The 16,833-nt window shown below is 38.8% G+C and carries 20 protein-coding genes; 12 read left to right on the forward strand and 8 right to left on the reverse strand.

Annotated features, from left to right (window positions below; translation table 11 throughout):
* Positions 1–480: IS3 family transposase (locus GZA11_RS10710; protein ID WP_163183792.1), on the forward strand; the 480-nt coding region annotated here is incomplete at its 5' end.
* Between the two features lie 69 nt (positions 481–549).
* Here the strand turns inward: GZA11_RS10710 and GZA11_RS10715 are convergent.
* Both GZA11_RS10715 and GZA11_RS10720 read right to left on the reverse strand, forming a co-directional pair.
* Positions 550–1,719, reverse strand: coding sequence for an endonuclease Q family protein (locus GZA11_RS10715; protein ID WP_038535988.1), 1,170 nt, complete (start codon positions 1,717–1,719; stop codon positions 550–552).
* Positions 1,716–2,270 (reverse strand): NUDIX hydrolase, encoded by a 555-nt coding sequence (locus GZA11_RS10720; protein WP_038535990.1) that lies wholly within the window; start codon positions 2,268–2,270, stop codon positions 1,716–1,718. The genes GZA11_RS10715 and GZA11_RS10720 overlap by 4 nt, the downstream gene beginning before the upstream one ends.
* A gap of 73 nt (positions 2,271–2,343) precedes the next feature.
* On the opposite strand from GZA11_RS10720, the gene mciZ reads away from it, so the two are divergent.
* Both mciZ and GZA11_RS10730 read left to right on the forward strand, forming a co-directional pair.
* On the forward strand, positions 2,344–2,472 hold the full coding sequence (gene mciZ / locus GZA11_RS10725) for a Z-ring formation inhibitor MciZ (protein ID WP_081905045.1): 129 nt from the start codon (positions 2,344–2,346) through the stop codon (positions 2,470–2,472).
* Positions 2,473–2,536: 64 nt separating this feature from the next.
* Complete coding sequence (locus tag GZA11_RS10730) at positions 2,537–3,448, forward strand: aldo/keto reductase (RefSeq protein WP_163183794.1); 912 nt, start codon at positions 2,537–2,539, stop codon at positions 3,446–3,448.
* Between the two features lie 18 nt (positions 3,449–3,466).
* On the opposite strand, the gene GZA11_RS10735 is transcribed toward GZA11_RS10730, so the two are convergent.
* The gene (locus GZA11_RS10735) at positions 3,467–3,706 is read right to left on the reverse strand and encodes a YqkE family protein (RefSeq protein WP_038535994.1); all 240 of its coding nucleotides are present in this window, start codon (positions 3,704–3,706) and stop codon (positions 3,467–3,469) included.
* Positions 3,707–4,025: 319 nt separating this feature from the next.
* Between GZA11_RS10735 and GZA11_RS10740 the strand changes: the two genes are divergently transcribed.
* The 3 genes from GZA11_RS10740 (at position 4,026) to GZA11_RS10745 (ending at position 6,159) form a co-directional block, all read left to right on the forward strand.
* A complete protein-coding gene (locus GZA11_RS10740; RefSeq protein WP_163183796.1) occupies positions 4,026–4,940 on the forward strand; it encodes a hydroxymethylglutaryl-CoA lyase in 915 nt (304 codons plus the stop codon).
* A 55-nt stretch (positions 4,941–4,995) separates the two neighbouring features.
* Positions 4,996–5,136: a hypothetical protein gene (locus tag GZA11_RS16515; protein ID WP_200878220.1), complete on the forward strand. Its 141-nt coding sequence runs from the start codon at positions 4,996–4,998 to the stop codon at positions 5,134–5,136.
* Between the two features lie 102 nt (positions 5,137–5,238).
* Positions 5,239–6,159 carry an alpha/beta hydrolase gene (locus GZA11_RS10745; RefSeq protein ID WP_038535998.1) on the forward strand — a complete coding sequence of 307 codons (921 nt, stop codon included), beginning with the start codon at positions 5,239–5,241 and terminating at the stop codon, positions 6,157–6,159.
* 91 nt (positions 6,160–6,250) lie between these two features.
* Here the strand turns inward: GZA11_RS10745 and GZA11_RS10750 are convergent, their stop codons facing one another.
* On the reverse strand, positions 6,251–6,577 hold the full coding sequence (locus GZA11_RS10750) for an iron-sulfur cluster biosynthesis family protein (RefSeq protein WP_038536000.1): 327 nt from the start codon (positions 6,575–6,577) through the stop codon (positions 6,251–6,253).
* Between the two features lie 146 nt (positions 6,578–6,723).
* Between GZA11_RS10750 and GZA11_RS10755 the strand changes: the two genes are divergently transcribed.
* Positions 6,724–6,930, forward strand: coding sequence for a CDGSH iron-sulfur domain-containing protein (locus GZA11_RS10755; protein WP_038536002.1), 207 nt, complete (start codon positions 6,724–6,726; stop codon positions 6,928–6,930).
* A 36-nt stretch (positions 6,931–6,966) separates the two neighbouring features.
* On the opposite strand, the gene GZA11_RS10760 is transcribed toward GZA11_RS10755, so the two are convergent.
* Together GZA11_RS10760 and GZA11_RS10765 are read right to left on the reverse strand one after the other, a co-directional pair.
* Positions 6,967–7,302: a YolD-like family protein gene (locus GZA11_RS10760; protein ID WP_038536004.1), complete on the reverse strand. Its 336-nt coding sequence runs from the start codon at positions 7,300–7,302 to the stop codon at positions 6,967–6,969.
* Between the two features lie 14 nt (positions 7,303–7,316).
* A complete protein-coding gene (locus tag GZA11_RS10765) occupies positions 7,317–8,576 on the reverse strand; it encodes a Y-family DNA polymerase (protein ID WP_038536006.1) in 1,260 nt (419 codons plus the stop codon).
* A gap of 159 nt (positions 8,577–8,735) precedes the next feature.
* On the opposite strand from GZA11_RS10765, the gene GZA11_RS10770 reads away from it, so the two are divergent.
* Positions 8,736–8,927 (forward strand): YqzH family protein, encoded by a 192-nt coding sequence (locus GZA11_RS10770; RefSeq protein WP_038536008.1) that lies wholly within the window; start codon positions 8,736–8,738, stop codon positions 8,925–8,927.
* Positions 8,928–9,313: 386 nt separating this feature from the next.
* On the opposite strand, the gene GZA11_RS10775 is transcribed toward GZA11_RS10770, so the two are convergent.
* Positions 9,314–10,105, reverse strand: a complete 792-nt coding sequence (locus GZA11_RS10775; RefSeq protein ID WP_038536010.1) for an SDR family NAD(P)-dependent oxidoreductase — start codon at positions 10,103–10,105, stop codon at positions 9,314–9,316.
* A 655-nt stretch (positions 10,106–10,760) separates the two neighbouring features.
* Here GZA11_RS10775 and proC point away from each other — a divergent pair.
* The 3 genes from proC (at position 10,761) to GZA11_RS10790 (ending at position 14,073) form a co-directional block, all read left to right on the forward strand.
* Positions 10,761–11,603: a pyrroline-5-carboxylate reductase gene (gene proC, locus GZA11_RS10780; protein ID WP_038536012.1), complete on the forward strand. Its 843-nt coding sequence runs from the start codon at positions 10,761–10,763 to the stop codon at positions 11,601–11,603.
* Positions 11,604–11,677: 74 nt separating this feature from the next.
* Entirely contained in the window at positions 11,678–12,697 is a 1,020-nt protein-coding gene (gene namA, locus GZA11_RS10785; RefSeq protein ID WP_038536014.1) for an NADPH dehydrogenase NamA, read from the forward strand.
* A 98-nt stretch (positions 12,698–12,795) separates the two neighbouring features.
* On the forward strand, positions 12,796–14,073 hold the full coding sequence (locus tag GZA11_RS10790; protein WP_163183798.1) for a DNA polymerase IV: 1,278 nt from the start codon (positions 12,796–12,798) through the stop codon (positions 14,071–14,073).
* A gap of 40 nt (positions 14,074–14,113) precedes the next feature.
* Here the strand turns inward: GZA11_RS10790 and zwf are convergent, their stop codons facing one another.
* Positions 14,114–15,580, reverse strand: a complete 1,467-nt coding sequence (gene zwf / locus GZA11_RS10795; protein WP_038541759.1) for a glucose-6-phosphate dehydrogenase — start codon at positions 15,578–15,580, stop codon at positions 14,114–14,116.
* A 227-nt stretch (positions 15,581–15,807) separates the two neighbouring features.
* On the opposite strand from zwf, the gene rnz reads away from it, so the two are divergent.
* A complete protein-coding gene (gene rnz, locus GZA11_RS10800) occupies positions 15,808–16,731 on the forward strand; it encodes a ribonuclease Z (protein WP_038536018.1) in 924 nt (307 codons plus the stop codon).
* Positions 16,732–16,833: the final 102 nt, after the last annotated feature.

A 16,833-nucleotide genomic window follows, 5' to 3' on the forward strand; every position in this document is an offset into this window, starting at 1 on the left:
CAAAAGTGGGTAACCGATATTACGTATATTCAGTATGGTCCGATTACACTATACTTATCAACGATTATGGACTTATTTAACAATGAGGTCATCGCTTATAAACTTTATGAACACCAACAAACATCATTAGTCATGGATACGCTGAAAGCAGCCTTGATAGCTACAGGTCATCCAAAAGGAGTAATCATTCATTCTGATCAGGGCAGTGTATATACATCTTATGCGTATCAGCAGTTAGTAAAAGAAAAAGATTTAATAAGTAGTATGTCACGGAGAGGTAACTGTTGGGATAATGCTGTAATTGAATCTTTTCATTCAGCTATTAAATCTGAAGAGTTTCAATATGTTAAATACAATTCAATTTCTATTCAGGAAGTTAGATCTCGAGTAGATCAATATATGAAGCATTATAACGAAGAACGTATCCAAGAAAAATTAGGCTACCAATCCCCTATAGAATACAAAGGAATGGTAGCCTAAGAAGGTGTTTTATTATTGTCTTATATCGCTATGTCAGTCTATGACGACTGTCGGTTTCTCTTCCCTTTTTTACAATTGTAATGCTATTTTTCCATACTTTCCTCCACCGCCTGCTTCGAGATTCAGATTTCCCTCTCTTGCTTTCAATATGAGATCGGCAATTTTTTGAGGAACTACCTCTTGTAAAGCCTCATATGGAACTTCATGCAAAACCGCCATTTCACTGCCAAAGTGATCAATTAATTTTTCAAGCATACGTGGCCCTAAGCCCGGGATAAACTCAAGCGGCACTTGATGAATGTATGGAGGCCTACCAGGCGGACTTCCATTCGCAGTCTTAAGTTCAAGGATCCGGTCTGCTACCCCTTTAATGATTTTTGTTTGTCCACATAGGTTGCAAATTTCTTCCTCTTCATTTACTTGATTCAAACATTCCGCACATACGGTTTTATGGTATTTGCCAAGTTGCGGGTCTAGGCCATAATTAGCGATAACTTTTCTGCCATCTTCTTGTTTTAATGCTTTTTGAAGTTCTTTAAATGATGGCTCCTTCATAGCCATTACCTGGTATTCTCGAGCTATTTTTTGCAAGGAATGAGCATCTGAGTTCGTTACGAAGGTGTAAGCATGTAATTCCTTTAATTGATCAGCCATTTTCGTATCAGAACTTAGTCCAAGTTCTATTCCATCGATCAATGCTGGATCAAATACTTCTGTTAACGACTTTTTCACCCCTTTACCATATAGGCTCTTAAATGGTGTAAACACATGTGCCGGAATAAATATACCTCCCAGGTTTTTTACCTTTTTTTGTAACTCCAATCCAGTCACATAAACTCTTTGCGAGCTTAACTGAACATTTTTCATGTTGTCTGAGAGCCAATTAGAAAACTCCTTCATAATGGTCAATGTCGGAAAATAGCAAAGTACATGAATGGGTCCATTACATTGGTCATCATAAATTTCAATCTCTGAGCCAGGAATGACAGTTAGATCCCCAAACACCAATCCCCCATCTGGGTGCTCATCAATCAATCCACGGTCCATCAAACTTTCCATTTCCAAAATAACTTCCGGAGATTGACTATCAATAATCCCAATCATGTTCAACCCTTTTTCATGCCTCGCATGCTCAATGATGTTCGAAAATGTCAGTGATTTGGCTCCGGTAATTTTGACAGGCTTTCCTGTCAAAGTGCGGCCAATATGAATATGTAAATCTACATAATAACGATTCATTTTTTATTCAACGCCTCTTGTAATTGTAAATACTGAACTGCATAAATGGTTTTCGCATCATAGATTTTTTGTTCTTTTATATACCGTAGGGCTTCAGATAATGTCAGTTCTTCAAGTTTCACAAACTCATCTTCATCAAGGGCTCTAGAGTTTTCCTTTTTTGTTAAACCTTTTGCCAAGTATACATATACTAATTCATCTGCAAATCCCGGTGATGTATAAAAAGATGTCAAGAGCTCAAGGTTTTCGCAAACATAACCTGTCTCTTCTTCAAGTTCTCTAAGCGCGCACTCGGATGGATCTTCACCTTTTTCAAGTTTGCCTGCTGGTATTTCGACAATAGCTCTCTCAAGGGCTTTACGATACTGCTCAACCATAATAATTTTGTTTTCCGGTGTCAATGCCAAAATGGCAACTGCTCCCGGATGTTTGACAATTTCCCTTTTTGATTGTTTCCCATTTGGTAATTCCACATCGTAGAGGTGAAGGCTAATCACCTTCCCTGAAAAAATTTCTTCGCTATGAAGCGTTTTTTCTTCCAACGTACTCATACTTTCATCTCCTGTTCTAGTCCAGTCACATCTCGTCATACATTTTACCATACATCAATTGGAGGGGTATGGGATGAAGGTATATGTTCATGAGAAAGGAATTATTCTTGTCGGAAAAGGCTGGGAAGTATTACAAAAACTCAAGGAATATTCGAAGGAATTTAACACTGTTTCAGATTGGGTTAAAAAAATTTCACATTAATAGCCTACCGTTTGTAGTCTGCCCCGTTCTTTTATAAAATTGTAAAAAGACTGGGGGGATATTTTTGAAAAGAAGAAGATTAGGTAATTCTGATTTATTTGTAACGGAGCTAGGGCTTGGCTGTATGTCAATTGGGACAGACGAAAAGATCGGCCGTGAGATTATTGAAACTGCCCTTGAGGAAGGAATTAATTATTTTGATACTGCCGACCTCTATGACTATGGTATTAATGAAAAAATTGTTGGCAAAACCTTAAAAAATGTCCGCAGTGACGTAATCATTGCAACAAAGGTCGGGAATTGCTGGAAACCGGATCGTTCTGGCTGGACTTGGAATCCTTCCAAGGCTTACATTAAGGAAGCCGTAAAACAAAGCCTGAAGCGACTTGAAACAGATTATATTGATCTTTATCAGTTGCATGGCGGTACAATTGAAGATCCTATAGATGAAACGATTGAAGCATTTGAAGAATTGGTTTCCGAAGGGGTAATCCGTTATTATGGTATCTCCTCTATTCGTCCAAATGTCATCCGCGAATATGTGGCAAAATCCCGAATCATTTCAGTAATGATGCAATATAGCATCCTTGACCGCAGACCCGAAGAAGAAGTTTTGCCGCTTTTGACGCAACATGGTGTAAGTGTTGTAACTCGCGGTTCACTTGCCAAAGGGCTATTAAGTGATAGAATGCTAGATAAACTGCCAGAAAAAGGATATTTGGATTATCGCCCAGAAGAGTTAAAAGAGATTTTATCTTTGTTGCGGGAGCGGATAGCTGGGGAGCGTTCATTGACAGAAGTGGCTCTTCAATATAATCTTGCTAACACTTCTGTGGCTTCGGTCGTTGTCGGGGCAAGCAGTGTTGAACAAGTTAGAAATAATGCAGCTGCAGTAAAAAGCCAAGCACTCACGAATGAAGAAGTGACAATTATTAAAGAGCTCACGAAAGCAAATATTTATAAAGAACATCGATAAAGGAGAGCCGTGCTCTCCTTATTTAAACTTCCGCCAGTCCATTGAACTTTCATTTAATAGTTCTTCAAATGATTTATTCTTTTCTTTTAATCTTCTTTCTTCCCGTTTTCTTTGCTCTTCTTCCTCTTTTTTTCTTTCCTCTTCTACTTTCAGTTGTTCCTGTTTCGATTTTAATTGTTTCATTAATTCAGGATTCAGCATATCCTTAAGAGTTACCGTAGCTTCGTCTTTTTTTGTTTCTGAGCGTCTTTTCTTCATGTGTTTCTACTCCCTATCTATTTATTTTTCTTAAATTATTATAACATTTCATAGAATATAATTAGCAGACTTAGAATTAAGTTCAATCGAGCGAACTATTGTTACAACTGCCTAATCACCGTGTACCCTGAGCCAGAGGATGCCTTTCCTCTACATTTATGAATCAGCGTGAACAGACTTGCTCCTAGTTAGGTCCCCAAGTAAAATTGCAACCTTACGATTCATAGAAATCACATTAATTTTAAAAATTCTATTTATTCTTGATTTTTAGAAATTAATCCCTCTACAATAAAATTATCAATACTAGAGGAGTGACAAAATGCAAAATTTACCTAATAGAGTGACAATTATAGAGGTAGGACCTCGTGATGGATTACAAAATGAAAAATTGCTGGTCCCAACTCATATAAAAAAACAATTTATCTCCGCACTAAAAGATGCGGGAATCCAGGAAATGGAACTCACCTCATTTGTCTCACCAAAGTGGGTACCACAAATGAGTGATGCAGCAGAAATCGTTGCCGATAGCTCTGATGACCAAGTAAGAAACATTGTTTTAGCTCCAAACCGAAAAGGAATTGACAGGGTTTACGCCACAAATTGTAAAGCAGTTGCTGTTTTTGTCGGTGTCAGCAACAGCTTTAACTTAAAAAATATTAACAAAACAACACAGGACAGTATGACAGAGTTAAAGCCGATCATTCATGAACTAAAAGAAAAGAATTATTTTGTCCGGGCCTGCATTTCTACGGCCTTCTACTGTCCTTATGAAGGAAGAATTGAAGAAAGTGACACATTAAAACTGTGTCGTGAATTTGTGGATGCTGGAGTCGATGAGTTAAGTGTTGCTGATACGATTGGAATGGCCTCTCCAACCGAATCGTATTCCCTGTTTTCCAAATTAAAAGAAGAATTTAGCCATACATTGTTAACAGCCCATTTTCATGATACAAGGAAACTTGGACTCGCTAATATTCTAGCTGCCCTTCAAGTCGGGATCAACCGTTTCGATTCCTCTGCAGGCGGACTAGGTGGCTGCCCGTTTGCTCCCGGTGCAAGCGGTAACACCGCAACAGAGGATGTAGTGTATATGCTCGAACGGATGGGTATCGAAACGGGCATTGATCTTCATAAGCTGATGAGTGCGATTGAAATTGTCCGCCCTTATGTTTCAAGAAAGATTGAAAGCGGTTATTATCGTCTTTATGCCCAGAACATGCAGCTTAATGAATAATCTCTCATCAGTAAATGCATCTTAAAGATGATATTTATTTTGAAAGGGGATTAGTATGAGCCGTAAACGTGAAAAAGGGATTCCACAGTCCGGAAAAAATTTTGCTGAATCAGCAGAGGGCGGCAAACGGATGATGGCCGCTGAAGAAATGGAAAAAGCTCTTCATCCAACCAAACGTCAAAATTCTGAACAATAATTATAAGATCAAACAAAGCCGCCATTTTGTCTCAGCGGCTTTTCTTATAGTAAAATTTTAATTGTAAAATTATGGATTTTACAACTTCCGGGGGTGACAAGCGTGAAAAAGGCAATTCGAGTCTTATTTATTTTATTGTTCGGCTGGCTCGCGATTGGTTTATATTTTACCAACAGGCTCATGTACATGAAAAAAAAGGATGAAGATTTCATCTTGAACCGGGAAAAAGAAGCTGGCAGGTTTAATCCTGATGAATTTGAGTCCCTTCCTAAACGGGTTGTTGATATTCCCTCTCCATTTGGCTACAACATTAAAGCTTGGCTTGTGGAACCACATAAAACAAATCACTATGTGATTATTTCTCATGGTGTGACGGAAACAAAAATTAATTCGGTTAAATATGCGAAACTTTTTCTCGATCGAGGCTTTAATACATTGCTTTATGATCACCGTCGCCACGGAGAATCCGGCGGAAAAACAACTAGCTTTGGTCACTATGAAAAATTCGATTTAAAAGCCGTTGTCGACTGGCTTAAAAACGAAATAGGACCAGATTTACTTTTAGGTATTCACGGGGAATCAATGGGGGCTGCCACCATGCTTTTGTATGCAGGTCTCCTTGAAGATGGAGCAGACTTTTATATAGCTGACTGCCCATTTTCGGACTTTAAAGAACAGATTGCTTATGTAATTAAACGAGATTTTAAAGTTCGTCCAAGGCTACTGCTTCTAATCGGTGATGCTCTCTTACGCTTGCGCGATAAATACTCTATCCGTGAGGTTTCACCGATTTCTGTTATCCAAAACATCCAACATCCAATTCTTTTTATTCACAGCCGAAAAGATGATTTTATTCTTCCTTCTATGACCAATGATTTATATGAACAAAAAAAGGGACCGAAAATGCTTTATATTGCTGAAAAAGGCAGGCATGCCCAGTCCTTTAATGAAAACAGAGCTGATTATGAACGAGTCGTAGATGAGTTTCTGAAAAAATACGTGTATTCTGCTCTGCCAAGTTAAAACAGACTGTCCTAATCGGTACAGTCTGTTTTGAATTTTAAATCCTGTTTACTATTGTTTTTTCATCCAATTTATCACCCATGTGTTAAACTTATTGCTCTTTAATGATTAAACTCATTCTCGCGTTTAAAATTTGCTGCGGACTTTTTAATTGAAAGCTGTTTGTACTAGGAGAAAAATCTATTTTCATTTGCTCATCAAAGAAAACCATTTTTGACTTTTCTATGTATACAGTCCGATCATTTGTCTCAATCGCTTCTTCGTTATTGTCTACTTCGCCTGTGAACCACAAAGCTGCTACACCACTTACTGCACAGCCACAACCTTCTGTATCATAGATGAGTTTTAAATAACCTTTACGACCGTTTATTTTCTCATTCAATTTTTGAACTGCTTCTTTTGTTATGGTAATTTCCACATTTAACACTCCCCTTTTTTAGGCATATGATGATTGTAGCATAGGTTTGTTCTAGCTGTTTTTTATTTTGCTTTTCTTTAGTTGAAATTTCTAATGAAATTAATTATTCTCTTAATTAATATCCATTTTTAAAGGAGTGCTTCTTCATGTCAAAGGTACAAATTAAAGTTAATGATAACGGGTCACTTAGAATTACCGGTGATGTGGAACTGCTGGATGGCAAAGGCAATGTGTATACAACAAAACCATCCTTTTCCCTGTGCCGTTGCGGGCTAAGCAAGAATAAACCTTTTTGCGATGGATCCCATAAAGGTCATTTTCATTCTGAAGTTCGGGTACCAAAAGTAGATTAAATGTTAAAAGAGCGGCTTATGGCAAAAGCCGCTCTTTTAACATTCTGTTAGCTGTATGTCAGCAATCATATTAATAGGAATACGATGCACTTCTTGAAAGCGATCAATCACATGAAGCCTATGGGCGATTTCATCCCAGTAATGAATTTTTCCAACCACCATTTCATAATGATGGTTGTGAAAGTGGATAATTGTCACGTACTCATCAAATTCAATCGCCTCTAATAAGGTTTCATTCATTCGTTCGAATTGCTGTTCATCCACTTCTTTTGGCTGTTCATACTGGTCTTCCTTCACCCAATCTCTGAGCAATTTTACATGCTCAGGCAACATCATCGACGTCCATTTGATCCTGCCGCGGTCGCGAATCATTTTTCCTCTCCTCCTTACATCTTATGTCCACCAACCAGCGTCGATCGGTGTCTGGCTGTTCCTCCTGCGGTATAGGAAACAGCTCGGAGGAGTGACCCTGGTCCAAAGCGTCGGCGGATGGAATCCACCACATAGCCGAGCTCGCGTCTTTTGTATGCCCCCATATCAAACAGATCGAGCTGCAGCTCGCAATCGTCCACAATATTACTCAGCGCAATCGAAATCTGCCTTACCGTTTTGCCATTATAATGCTCCTGAAATAATTCAAGACAGACGCGGTAAAGATCCATGGTAACATTCGTCGGCTGCTTGACCGTTCTTGAGCGGTGAAAGCCGCCACCAAATTCATCCTGGCTGTAACCTATTCCAAGACTGACAGTCCGCCCCGCCTTTTTTCGCGTTCTTGCTCTTTTCGCTACCTCCTCGCACATTTCCAAAATTACATGCTTGATTTCCTCAGGCTCTTTATAATCCCTCAAAAGAATTTGGCTTTTTCCAAAGCTGATTTGTCCTTCAATAATCGGTGCGCCCAAATCGGATAAATCCACTCCCCAAGCATGGTAATAAAGCTGATTGCCCATAACGCCAAATTTCTTTTCCAATTGCTCTAAATCATAACAAGCCAGCTGGCCAACTGTGAAAATGCCCATGCTGTTTAATGTCTTTTCCACCCTCCTGCCGATTCCCCACATTTCTCGAAGTGGCGATACTTTCCAAAGCTTTGTCTGGACATCTTCAAATGTCCACTCGGCGACTCCTTTTTTCTTTGCTTCCAAGTCAAGACAAAGCTTTGCCATCAGCATATTGGGGCCAATTCCAATGGCGCATGGTAGCTGGAATTGTCTCTCAATATCGTTCTTTATTTTTTCAGCAATCGTCTTGGCATCCCCCCACAGATGCATCACCCCATCTACCTTAATAAAACTTTCATCGACACTGTACGTATGGATCGCTTCCTTTGGGACGTAACGGTTAAACAAACGAGTAATTTCCGTCGAAACGCGTAAATAAGTAGCCATTTTCGGCTCGATCAGTTCAATCCTTGGGTCCTTTGGAATTTCGAACAGCCGCGATCCTGTTTTAATGCCAAATTCTTTTTTCAACTTAGGTGAAGCGGCAAGCACAACACTTCCTTGCCTCTTTTTGTCACCTACAATCGCGATGTAGGACTCTAAAGGATCAAGCCCATTCATAACAGCGGAACAGCTGGCATAAAAACTTTTCATATCGACGCATAGTATTTTATTTTGCGGTAATGTACTGTAATCAACCATGACGAATCCCTCACAGTTTTATTTTCGAACACTTGTTCTGTATTTAGTATATTTATTATCATAAGCAAATATACGTTCGTATTCAATAGGGATTTTTTGACAAATCCCCAATCTGGATAATGGACAAAAAAACGCTATAATGATGGTGAGGTGCAAGCTATGGAGAAAAAACTTGTAATCAAAATGATTCGTCATTGTTTTAAACAATACGGGGAAGTGGATCCCCTACCTGTTGGAGAAAAAGAAATGGAGGATCTAGTTCATCAAATTTTGCAAATCAAAAACGAAGATCCAGCAGCCGATTTATATGAGGTAGTAAATGATGCTGTATATGAATATTTAACAGGGTAAAAATACATCATTTTAGGAAATAAATATTTCTCTTACTTACTCATTAGGTTGTATGAAGATCCATTGAAAAGGAAAATGCATGTTCATCTTCCTTGTTTAAACAGATTGATCTTAATGATTATTTTTTCTGTTTGGGTTGGTTGTGGTTAGAAATTAGTTCCAAGCAAATCAAGTTGTTCAGCCTAGCCTCTTTGGGCTAACATTTAGAATTAGGCGCTATTCACTCTGTTGAGCTATGGCTATATGAATTTAATGGCTTGGTGTACTTCCTATTCAGAAATGGACTACATTTCTTTTTTACAAGTGAAAGGTTTGGAAATTGAAGCGAATATAACAAAAACATAACCCCCGCAATCCATTTATTGCTGGGGGCTTTCCCGTGGCACTTATTTCTTATTCAAAATTCGTTTACCAATCCGCTCAAACAACCATGGGAAAAGGACATAGACGACACTGCCTATATTCATCCAACGCGGCAAATTGATTTCCCTTGTTTTTGTGAGCATACTGTCAACAACTTTTCTAGCTACATATTCTGGCTGTAGCATAAATTTTTGTACATTCTTCACGTAAGTCCCTTTTTCATCGGCAATGTTGAAAAAGTTGGTAGCAATCGGTCCGGGATTGACGGAGGTCACTAAAACATGAACGTCATCAAGTTCCATCCGAAGGGCGTTGGTGTATCCTAAAACAGCATGCTTGGTTGCCGAATAAACACTTGATTTTGGTGTAGCGATTTTTCCAGCCTGTGATGCAATATTAATAATATGTCCAAAGCGTCGTTCACGCATTTTTGGTAATACCATGCTAGTACAGGCCATTAAACCAATCACATTTACCTCAAACATTCCTTTAATTTCGTCCATCGTTGCTTCATGAGCCTCGCGGAACACACCAAAACCAGCATTATTAACGAGAACGTCAATATGTCCAAACAAATCAAAAATCTTCCCAAAAATCTCCTTGACTTGATCTGTATTCGCTACATCTAGCTGAAACACCTCTACCTTTACATGATGCTTCTGCTCCAACTCTATTTCCAGTTGCTGCAGTTTATCAAGACTTCTAGCAAGCAAGACAAGATTTGCTCCCCTTGCCGCACAAAGCTTAGCAATTTCCGCACCGATTCCTCCAGAAGCCCCAGTAATCACAATATTTCTATCCTTTAATCGATTCACGAAAACACCCCATCTGAACTGAACTTCATCTTAAACCTTTAACCGAAAAGCACAGGTTGTGTATCTTACTAATAATTTCTCTGATAGAGACTAAATAGTCAAGCAGGGTAACGAACAAATCCCGAAGCTTTTCCGAACCATTGTCGAAAAACGTTACCACTCGCCTTTCCCAATTAAACATAGACATTTCTAAAACAGGAGTGGGAAGTTTAATCTGTCATAGTAATAATCCCCTCAACATTCAAATAAATATATAAAAATAAGTTTACTATTTTAAGAAGACATGTCATCAGTTCCACATCCTTCTAAATAAGTCGGAAAATTTACAAATTTAACTCTTGACAGACAAGCATTCCTTCTTGCATAATCACTTATAAAAATTCGATTCGTTTCATGCAATGAGTAAGGCCAGTAAATGAGAAACGGCAAAAGAGAGTGAAGTTCATAGGCTGAAAGACTTCACAGCCCTCTTGATCATTGAACCTACCTTATGAGCATTTAGGAAAAACCTAACGTAACCCGGCGTTAACGGAGTTGAGTGAATCCTTATATGATTAAATTAGGGTTCAATGAAGGTGGTACCACGGAAGCATGGTCTTTCGTCCTTTACGGATGAAAGACTTTTTATTTTTTTAGACGAAAAGGAGGAGTTTTCATGAAAAAAATAGCTATTGTTGGTGCAGGTTCAATGGCAGAAGCCTTTATTTCCGGAATCCTAGAAAATGGATTAATTGATCGAAAAAATGTATGGGTGACAAATCATTCAAATCAAAACCGGCTCCAATACTTAGAAGAACGTTATGGGATTCGTAGTACCTACAATTTACAAACCCTGTTTGAAAATGCGGACGTTGTGATGCTTTCCATGAAACCGAAAGATGCATCATCAGCGATTCAAAATATTCGTTCCTTTTTAACCAGGGATATGCTGATTGTATCCGTCCTGGCCGGAGTTTCAATGGAAACAATTGAAACTTTAGCTGGAAAACCTCTTGCTATTGCCAGATCCATGCCAAATACATCAGCAGCAGTAGGAAAATCGGCCACAGCAATTGCCGTAAATCACCGTGTATCTGAAAAACAATTGGAAATGACGAAAAAACTCTTTGAAACCGTGGGATTGGTTACCTTTGTCGAGGAAACACAACTCGATGCGGTAACAGGCCTTTCGGGTAGTGGACCAGCCTATATTTATTATCTCATTGAAACAATGGAAAAAAGTGCGGTTGAAATTGGTCTTGAAAAACAAATAGCAAAAGAACTTATTGTTCAGACGTTAATTGGAGCAGCTGAAATGGTCAAAAACTCTTCCAAATCACCAAACCAATTACGGAGGGAAGTGACTAGCCCTGGAGGTACAACAGAGGCTGGGATTCGTGTTCTCGAGGAACACGGCGTTCAGGAAGCCTTTATTTCCTGCATTAAAGCGGCTGCCGAGCAATCCAAACGTATGGGCGATGCCTTATGTTCACAGCTACAAGTAGGAAAAACATTATAATAAAAGCAAAATTTTACATGATTGTAAATCTATTTGCTATACTAAAAGTGATTTAAAAAAGGAGGCATGGCAAAATGACGGCAAAATTATTTACTCCCTATACCATTAAGGGGGTTACATTGAAAAATCGGATTGTCATGGCACCAATGTGTATGTATTCCAGCCATAATGAAGATGGCCACATCCAAAACTGGCATCGAACTCATTACACCACAAGAGCGGTCGGCCAAGTCGGGCTGATCATTGTTGAGGCAACAGCTGTTACACCACAAGGACGCATTTCTCCTCAAGATTTAGGTATTTGGAGTGATGACCATATCAAAGGCCTCCAAGAGCTTACCGGACTGGTAAAGGAACATGGTGCTAAAATTGGGATCCAACTCGCCCATGCTGGCAGAAAGGCTGAATTAGAAGGTGAAATTATTGCTCCATCAGCTATTCGATTTAATGAAAAATCAAAATTACCAAAGGAAATGACAAAAGCTGATATTGAAGAAACAATTGCAGCCTTTAAAAAAGGGGCGGAAAGGGCTGCCAAAGCCGGCTTTGATATCATTGAAATTCACGGTGCTCATGGATATCTCATAAATGAGTTCCTTTCCCCTCTTACCAATAAACGAACAGATGAATATGGCGGTTCTGCTGAAAACCGATACCGATTCTTGCGTGAAGTTATTGAAGCTGTAAAGACGGTTTGGGACGGACCGCTGTTAGTCCGTGTGTCTGCACATGATTATCACGAAGATGGGCTGAAACCGGAAGATTACATAACTTTTGCCAAATGGATGAAAGAGCAGGGTGTGGACTTAATTGATGTGAGCTCAGGAGCTGTTGTTCCAGCAAAAATTAATGTATATCCAGGCTACCAAGTAAAGTATGCGGAAACAATTAAAAATGGGGCAAACATCCCGACAGGTGCGGTTGGATTAATTACTACAGCCATTCAAGCAGAAGAAATATTACAAAATGAAAGAGCAGATTTAGTATTCTTAGCACGGGAATTGCTTCGTGACCCATACTGGCCACGAAGAGCTGCAAAAGAATTAGGCGAAGAGATTATAGGTCCAAAACAATATGAACGCGGCTGGATTTAAACCTCATAATATCTATTTTCTATAAGACGGCTGAAGCCGTCTTTTCTTCTTATATAAATTTCTATATGCTAAACTAAAAAATAGAAGGGAGAGGCGCCATGAAGAAAATGTATCCGAAAAACGGAAGAGTAATTTTACATGTTGATATGAACAGCTTTTACGCTTCGGTTGAGATGGCATATGATCCTTCACTCAAAGGGAAGCCTTTGGCCATTGCTGGAAGTGTGGAGGAGCGTCGAGGAATCATCGTCACCTGTAGCTATGAAGCAAGAAAATTTGGTGTAAAAACAACAATGCCGCTTTGGCAAGCGAAAAAGCTGTGCCCTCAGTTAATTGTAAAGCCGCCAAATTTCGAACGTTATAGAGCTGCTTCAAAGGGGATTTTTGATATTCTTAGACACTATACCGAACTTGTGGAACCTGTTTCCATTGACGAGGGATATATGGATATCACTGAGAGCTTTGAGTTTGGCACCCCTATTGAGATTGCGGAAAGTATCCAAAAAAGAATCTTAGAACAGCTTGATTTACCCTGCAGTATTGGAATTGCACCAAATAAATTTTTGGCAAAAACAGCCTCAGACATGAAAAAACCGTTAGGAATAACCATCCTTCGTAAGCGAGATATTCCTAACATTCTATGGCCGTTAAACACCAGTGAAATGCATGGGGTTGGCAAGAAGACTGCAGAAAAGCTCAAAACGATCGGAATTCAAACAATCGGTGATTTAGCAAAGGCGAATGATATTCAACTGAAGACACTTCTCGGAATCAATGGGGTTCGTTTAAAAGAGCGCGCAAATGGAATTGATCATCGGCCGGTTGATCCAGAATCCATTGAGTATTTTAAAAGTATTGGCAATTCCACTACCCTGCCTCATGACACAACCAATCAACAAGAAATTTTTCACGTGTTGGATTCATTGGCAACAACCGTTTCTGTAAGATTAAAACGGAAAAATGTCTTATCAACAACACTAGGAGTAACCATCCGCTATAAAGACCGAAAAACGATTACAAGAAGCACAAAGACAGGAAACCCCATTAACCAAAAAGAGGAAATTTCAGAACAAGCAAAGCAGCTATTTATGAAACATTGGAACGGTAATCCCGTTCGATTATTAGGTATAACCGGATTTGATTTAGTAGAACAGGAGCATGCCTACAAACAATTGAATTTATTTTCGTACGAAAAAGAAGCAAAAAAGGAACCACTACTTAAAACATTATCAAGCCTCCGTGATAAATACGGGAAAAAGATTATAAAAAGTGCCGGTTCACACATGGTAGATCCTACTCATCGAATCGGAACTAACACTAGTTTTAATAAAGACTTTCTTCAAGCATTTTCAAAAAAAGAGGATGAAAATGATTAAAAGCTCCACAGTGCTAAAGTTAGCATGTGGAGCTTTTTGATTATTTACAAATATCAACATCTAAATCTGTCACCGGCCACCAGAAAAATCCATCTTTTTCTAATAGTTTATCTGCTGCATCCGGTCCCATGGAACCCGCTTGATAATTTGGAAAATCTCCTTTTGTCTTTTCCCAGACAGCTGAAATTTTATCAACAAATGCCCAAGAGTACGCTACTTCATCCCAATGAGTGAAATTCGTAGCATCCCCGCGCATGCAGTCATAAATAAGCTTCTCATAACCTTCAGGGGTGTTCATAGCATGGACACCTGTATTAGCAAAGCTAAGTTTGACATTTTGTGCATCTAACTTCCCGCCTGCTTTTTTGGCGTTCAAATAAAGGGTAATTCCCTCTTCAGGCTGGATATGAATAACTAGTAAATTTGGATTCAACATTTTCTCTGTCTGGTAATAGAGGTTCATTGGAATATCTTTAAATTGTACAACGATCTTGGTTGATTTGGCCTTCATCCGTTTTCCTGTCCGAATATAAAAAGGAACACCAGCCCAACGGAAGTTATCAATCATAATTTTACCGGCCACAAAGGTTTCCGTATTGGATTCTTTATCGACCATTGGTTCATCACGATATTTTGGAACTTGCTTATCATCGATGGTTCCCTCGCCATATTGGCCACGTACAAAATATTCGTTTACTTCATCCCCCTCAATCTGTCTTAGTGCCCGGAATACTCTAACTTTCTCAGAGCGAATTTCATCGGTAGTAAGACTGATTGGCGGCTCCATTGCCAGCAGTGCCACCATTTGCAGCATATGGTTTTGAACCATATCACGTAAAGCACCACTTGACTCATAATAACGGCCACGTTCTTCCACACCAAGAACTTCACTAGATGTAATCTGAATATTAGAAATATAGCGGTTGTTCCATAAAGGTTCAAAGATGGCATTCGCAAAACGAATAACCTCAATGTTCCGCACCATTTCTTTTCCTAAATAGTGGTCAATACGATAAATTTCTTCCTCTGCAAAGGCAGTACGTATTTGTTTATTTAATTCTTTTGCCGATTCTAAATCATGACCAAATGGCTTTTCAATGACAAGCCTCTTATATCCTTTTACATCAGTTAAACCATCTGATTTTAAATGGAGAGCAATCGGTCCAAAAAATTGCGGCGCCATAGCCAAATAGAAGATTCGATTCCCTTCTAGATCATAATGGTCATCAATTTGATCTGCTAATTTTTTTAAATCGGTGTAAGAACCGGAATCATCCACATCAAGTGATTGATAATAAAAATGAGAGACAAATTCATCTAAATTCTTATCATCGCCCAATGCCGACTTTACCGAATCAACAACATTTTGTTGAAACTCTTCATTTGAAAGGGGTCTTCTTGCTACACCTATAACAGCAAATTTATCCAACTTTCCCCTTTCATACAACCTAAAAATAGAAGGGAATAATTTCCTTTTTGCTAAATCTCCTGTTGCTCCAAAAATCATAATCAATGATGTCATATTTTGCTCCAAGATTAAAACCTCTTTTCCAATAGTTTAGATACTGTTATGTAGATTGATGAAAATACTTTCTCTTCTTTAGAATTTGTAAAAATATTATATTTAATAGTCATTGATCCTATTTTAAAAAGAAATGCGAAAAAGAGCAAAGAAAAAGAGTTTATGGTATAGTATCAATATTGGATAAAGGAACGAAAAAGTGAGGAATTCATATGGATTTATTCTTTTTAGGAACTGGAGCTGGTATGCCAGCAAAGCTTCGAAACGTTACCTCCATTGCCCTAAAATTGCTTGAAGAAAGAGGGGCAATTTGGCTGTTTGATTGCGGTGAAGCAACCCAACATCAAATATTACATACCTCCATCAAACCAAGACGAATTGAAAAAATTTTTATCACCCATCTACATGGGGATCATCTTTACGGACTTCCTGGACTCCTATCAAGCCGTTCTTTTCAAGGCGGTGAATCAGAAGTAACCATTTATGGCCCAAAAGGGATTAAAGAATATATTCACTTGAGTCTCTCTATTAGTCAAAGTTATTTAAAATATCCAATCAACGTTATAGAAATTGAAGAGGGTATTATTTTTGAAGATGATCAATTCATCGTAGAAGCGGGACTTTTAGATCATGGAATACCATCTTACGGATATCGAGTTGTGGAAAAGGACAAACCAGGTACCTTACTGGCTGAAAAGTTAAAAGCTGCAGGGGTAAAGCCGGGACCGATTTTTAAAAAAATAAAAAATGGTGAGAGGGTTGTCCTAGAGGATGGCCGAGTCATTGAACCGGAAGAATTTCTCGGACCTCCTCAAAGAGGAAGGATAGTTACCATTCTTGGCGACACAAGAGTTTGCGAAAATGCCCTGAAACTTGCAAAAAATGCAGATATTTTGGTTCATGAAGCCACTTTTTCAAAAGGAGAAGAGCATCTTGCCTTTAAATATTTTCACTCAACAACAAAGCAAGCTGCTGAAATTGCCCTTCAAGCCGATTGTAAAAAACTATGTCTCACTCATATCAGTTCTCGTTACGAACGAAATGCATGGCAAGAATTAGTCCAAGAAGCTGCTGAAACTTTTCCTAATACGCTTATTGCAGAAGACTTTAAAGAAATCCATATTCCTTCAAAGTAGGAAGCATAATCGAAAAAAGGCAACGTGTATGACTTCCTCCAAAAGTGATCGTTTTTGTTCGGTCGATACTTATGCTTGCTTGTAAAGGAAATACGAAGCCTG

It is taken from the genome of Neobacillus sedimentimangrovi, from assembly GCF_010614825.1.
In the GTDB taxonomy this organism is placed as follows: Bacteria; Bacillota; Bacilli; order Bacillales; family Cytobacillaceae; genus Neobacillus; species Neobacillus thermocopriae.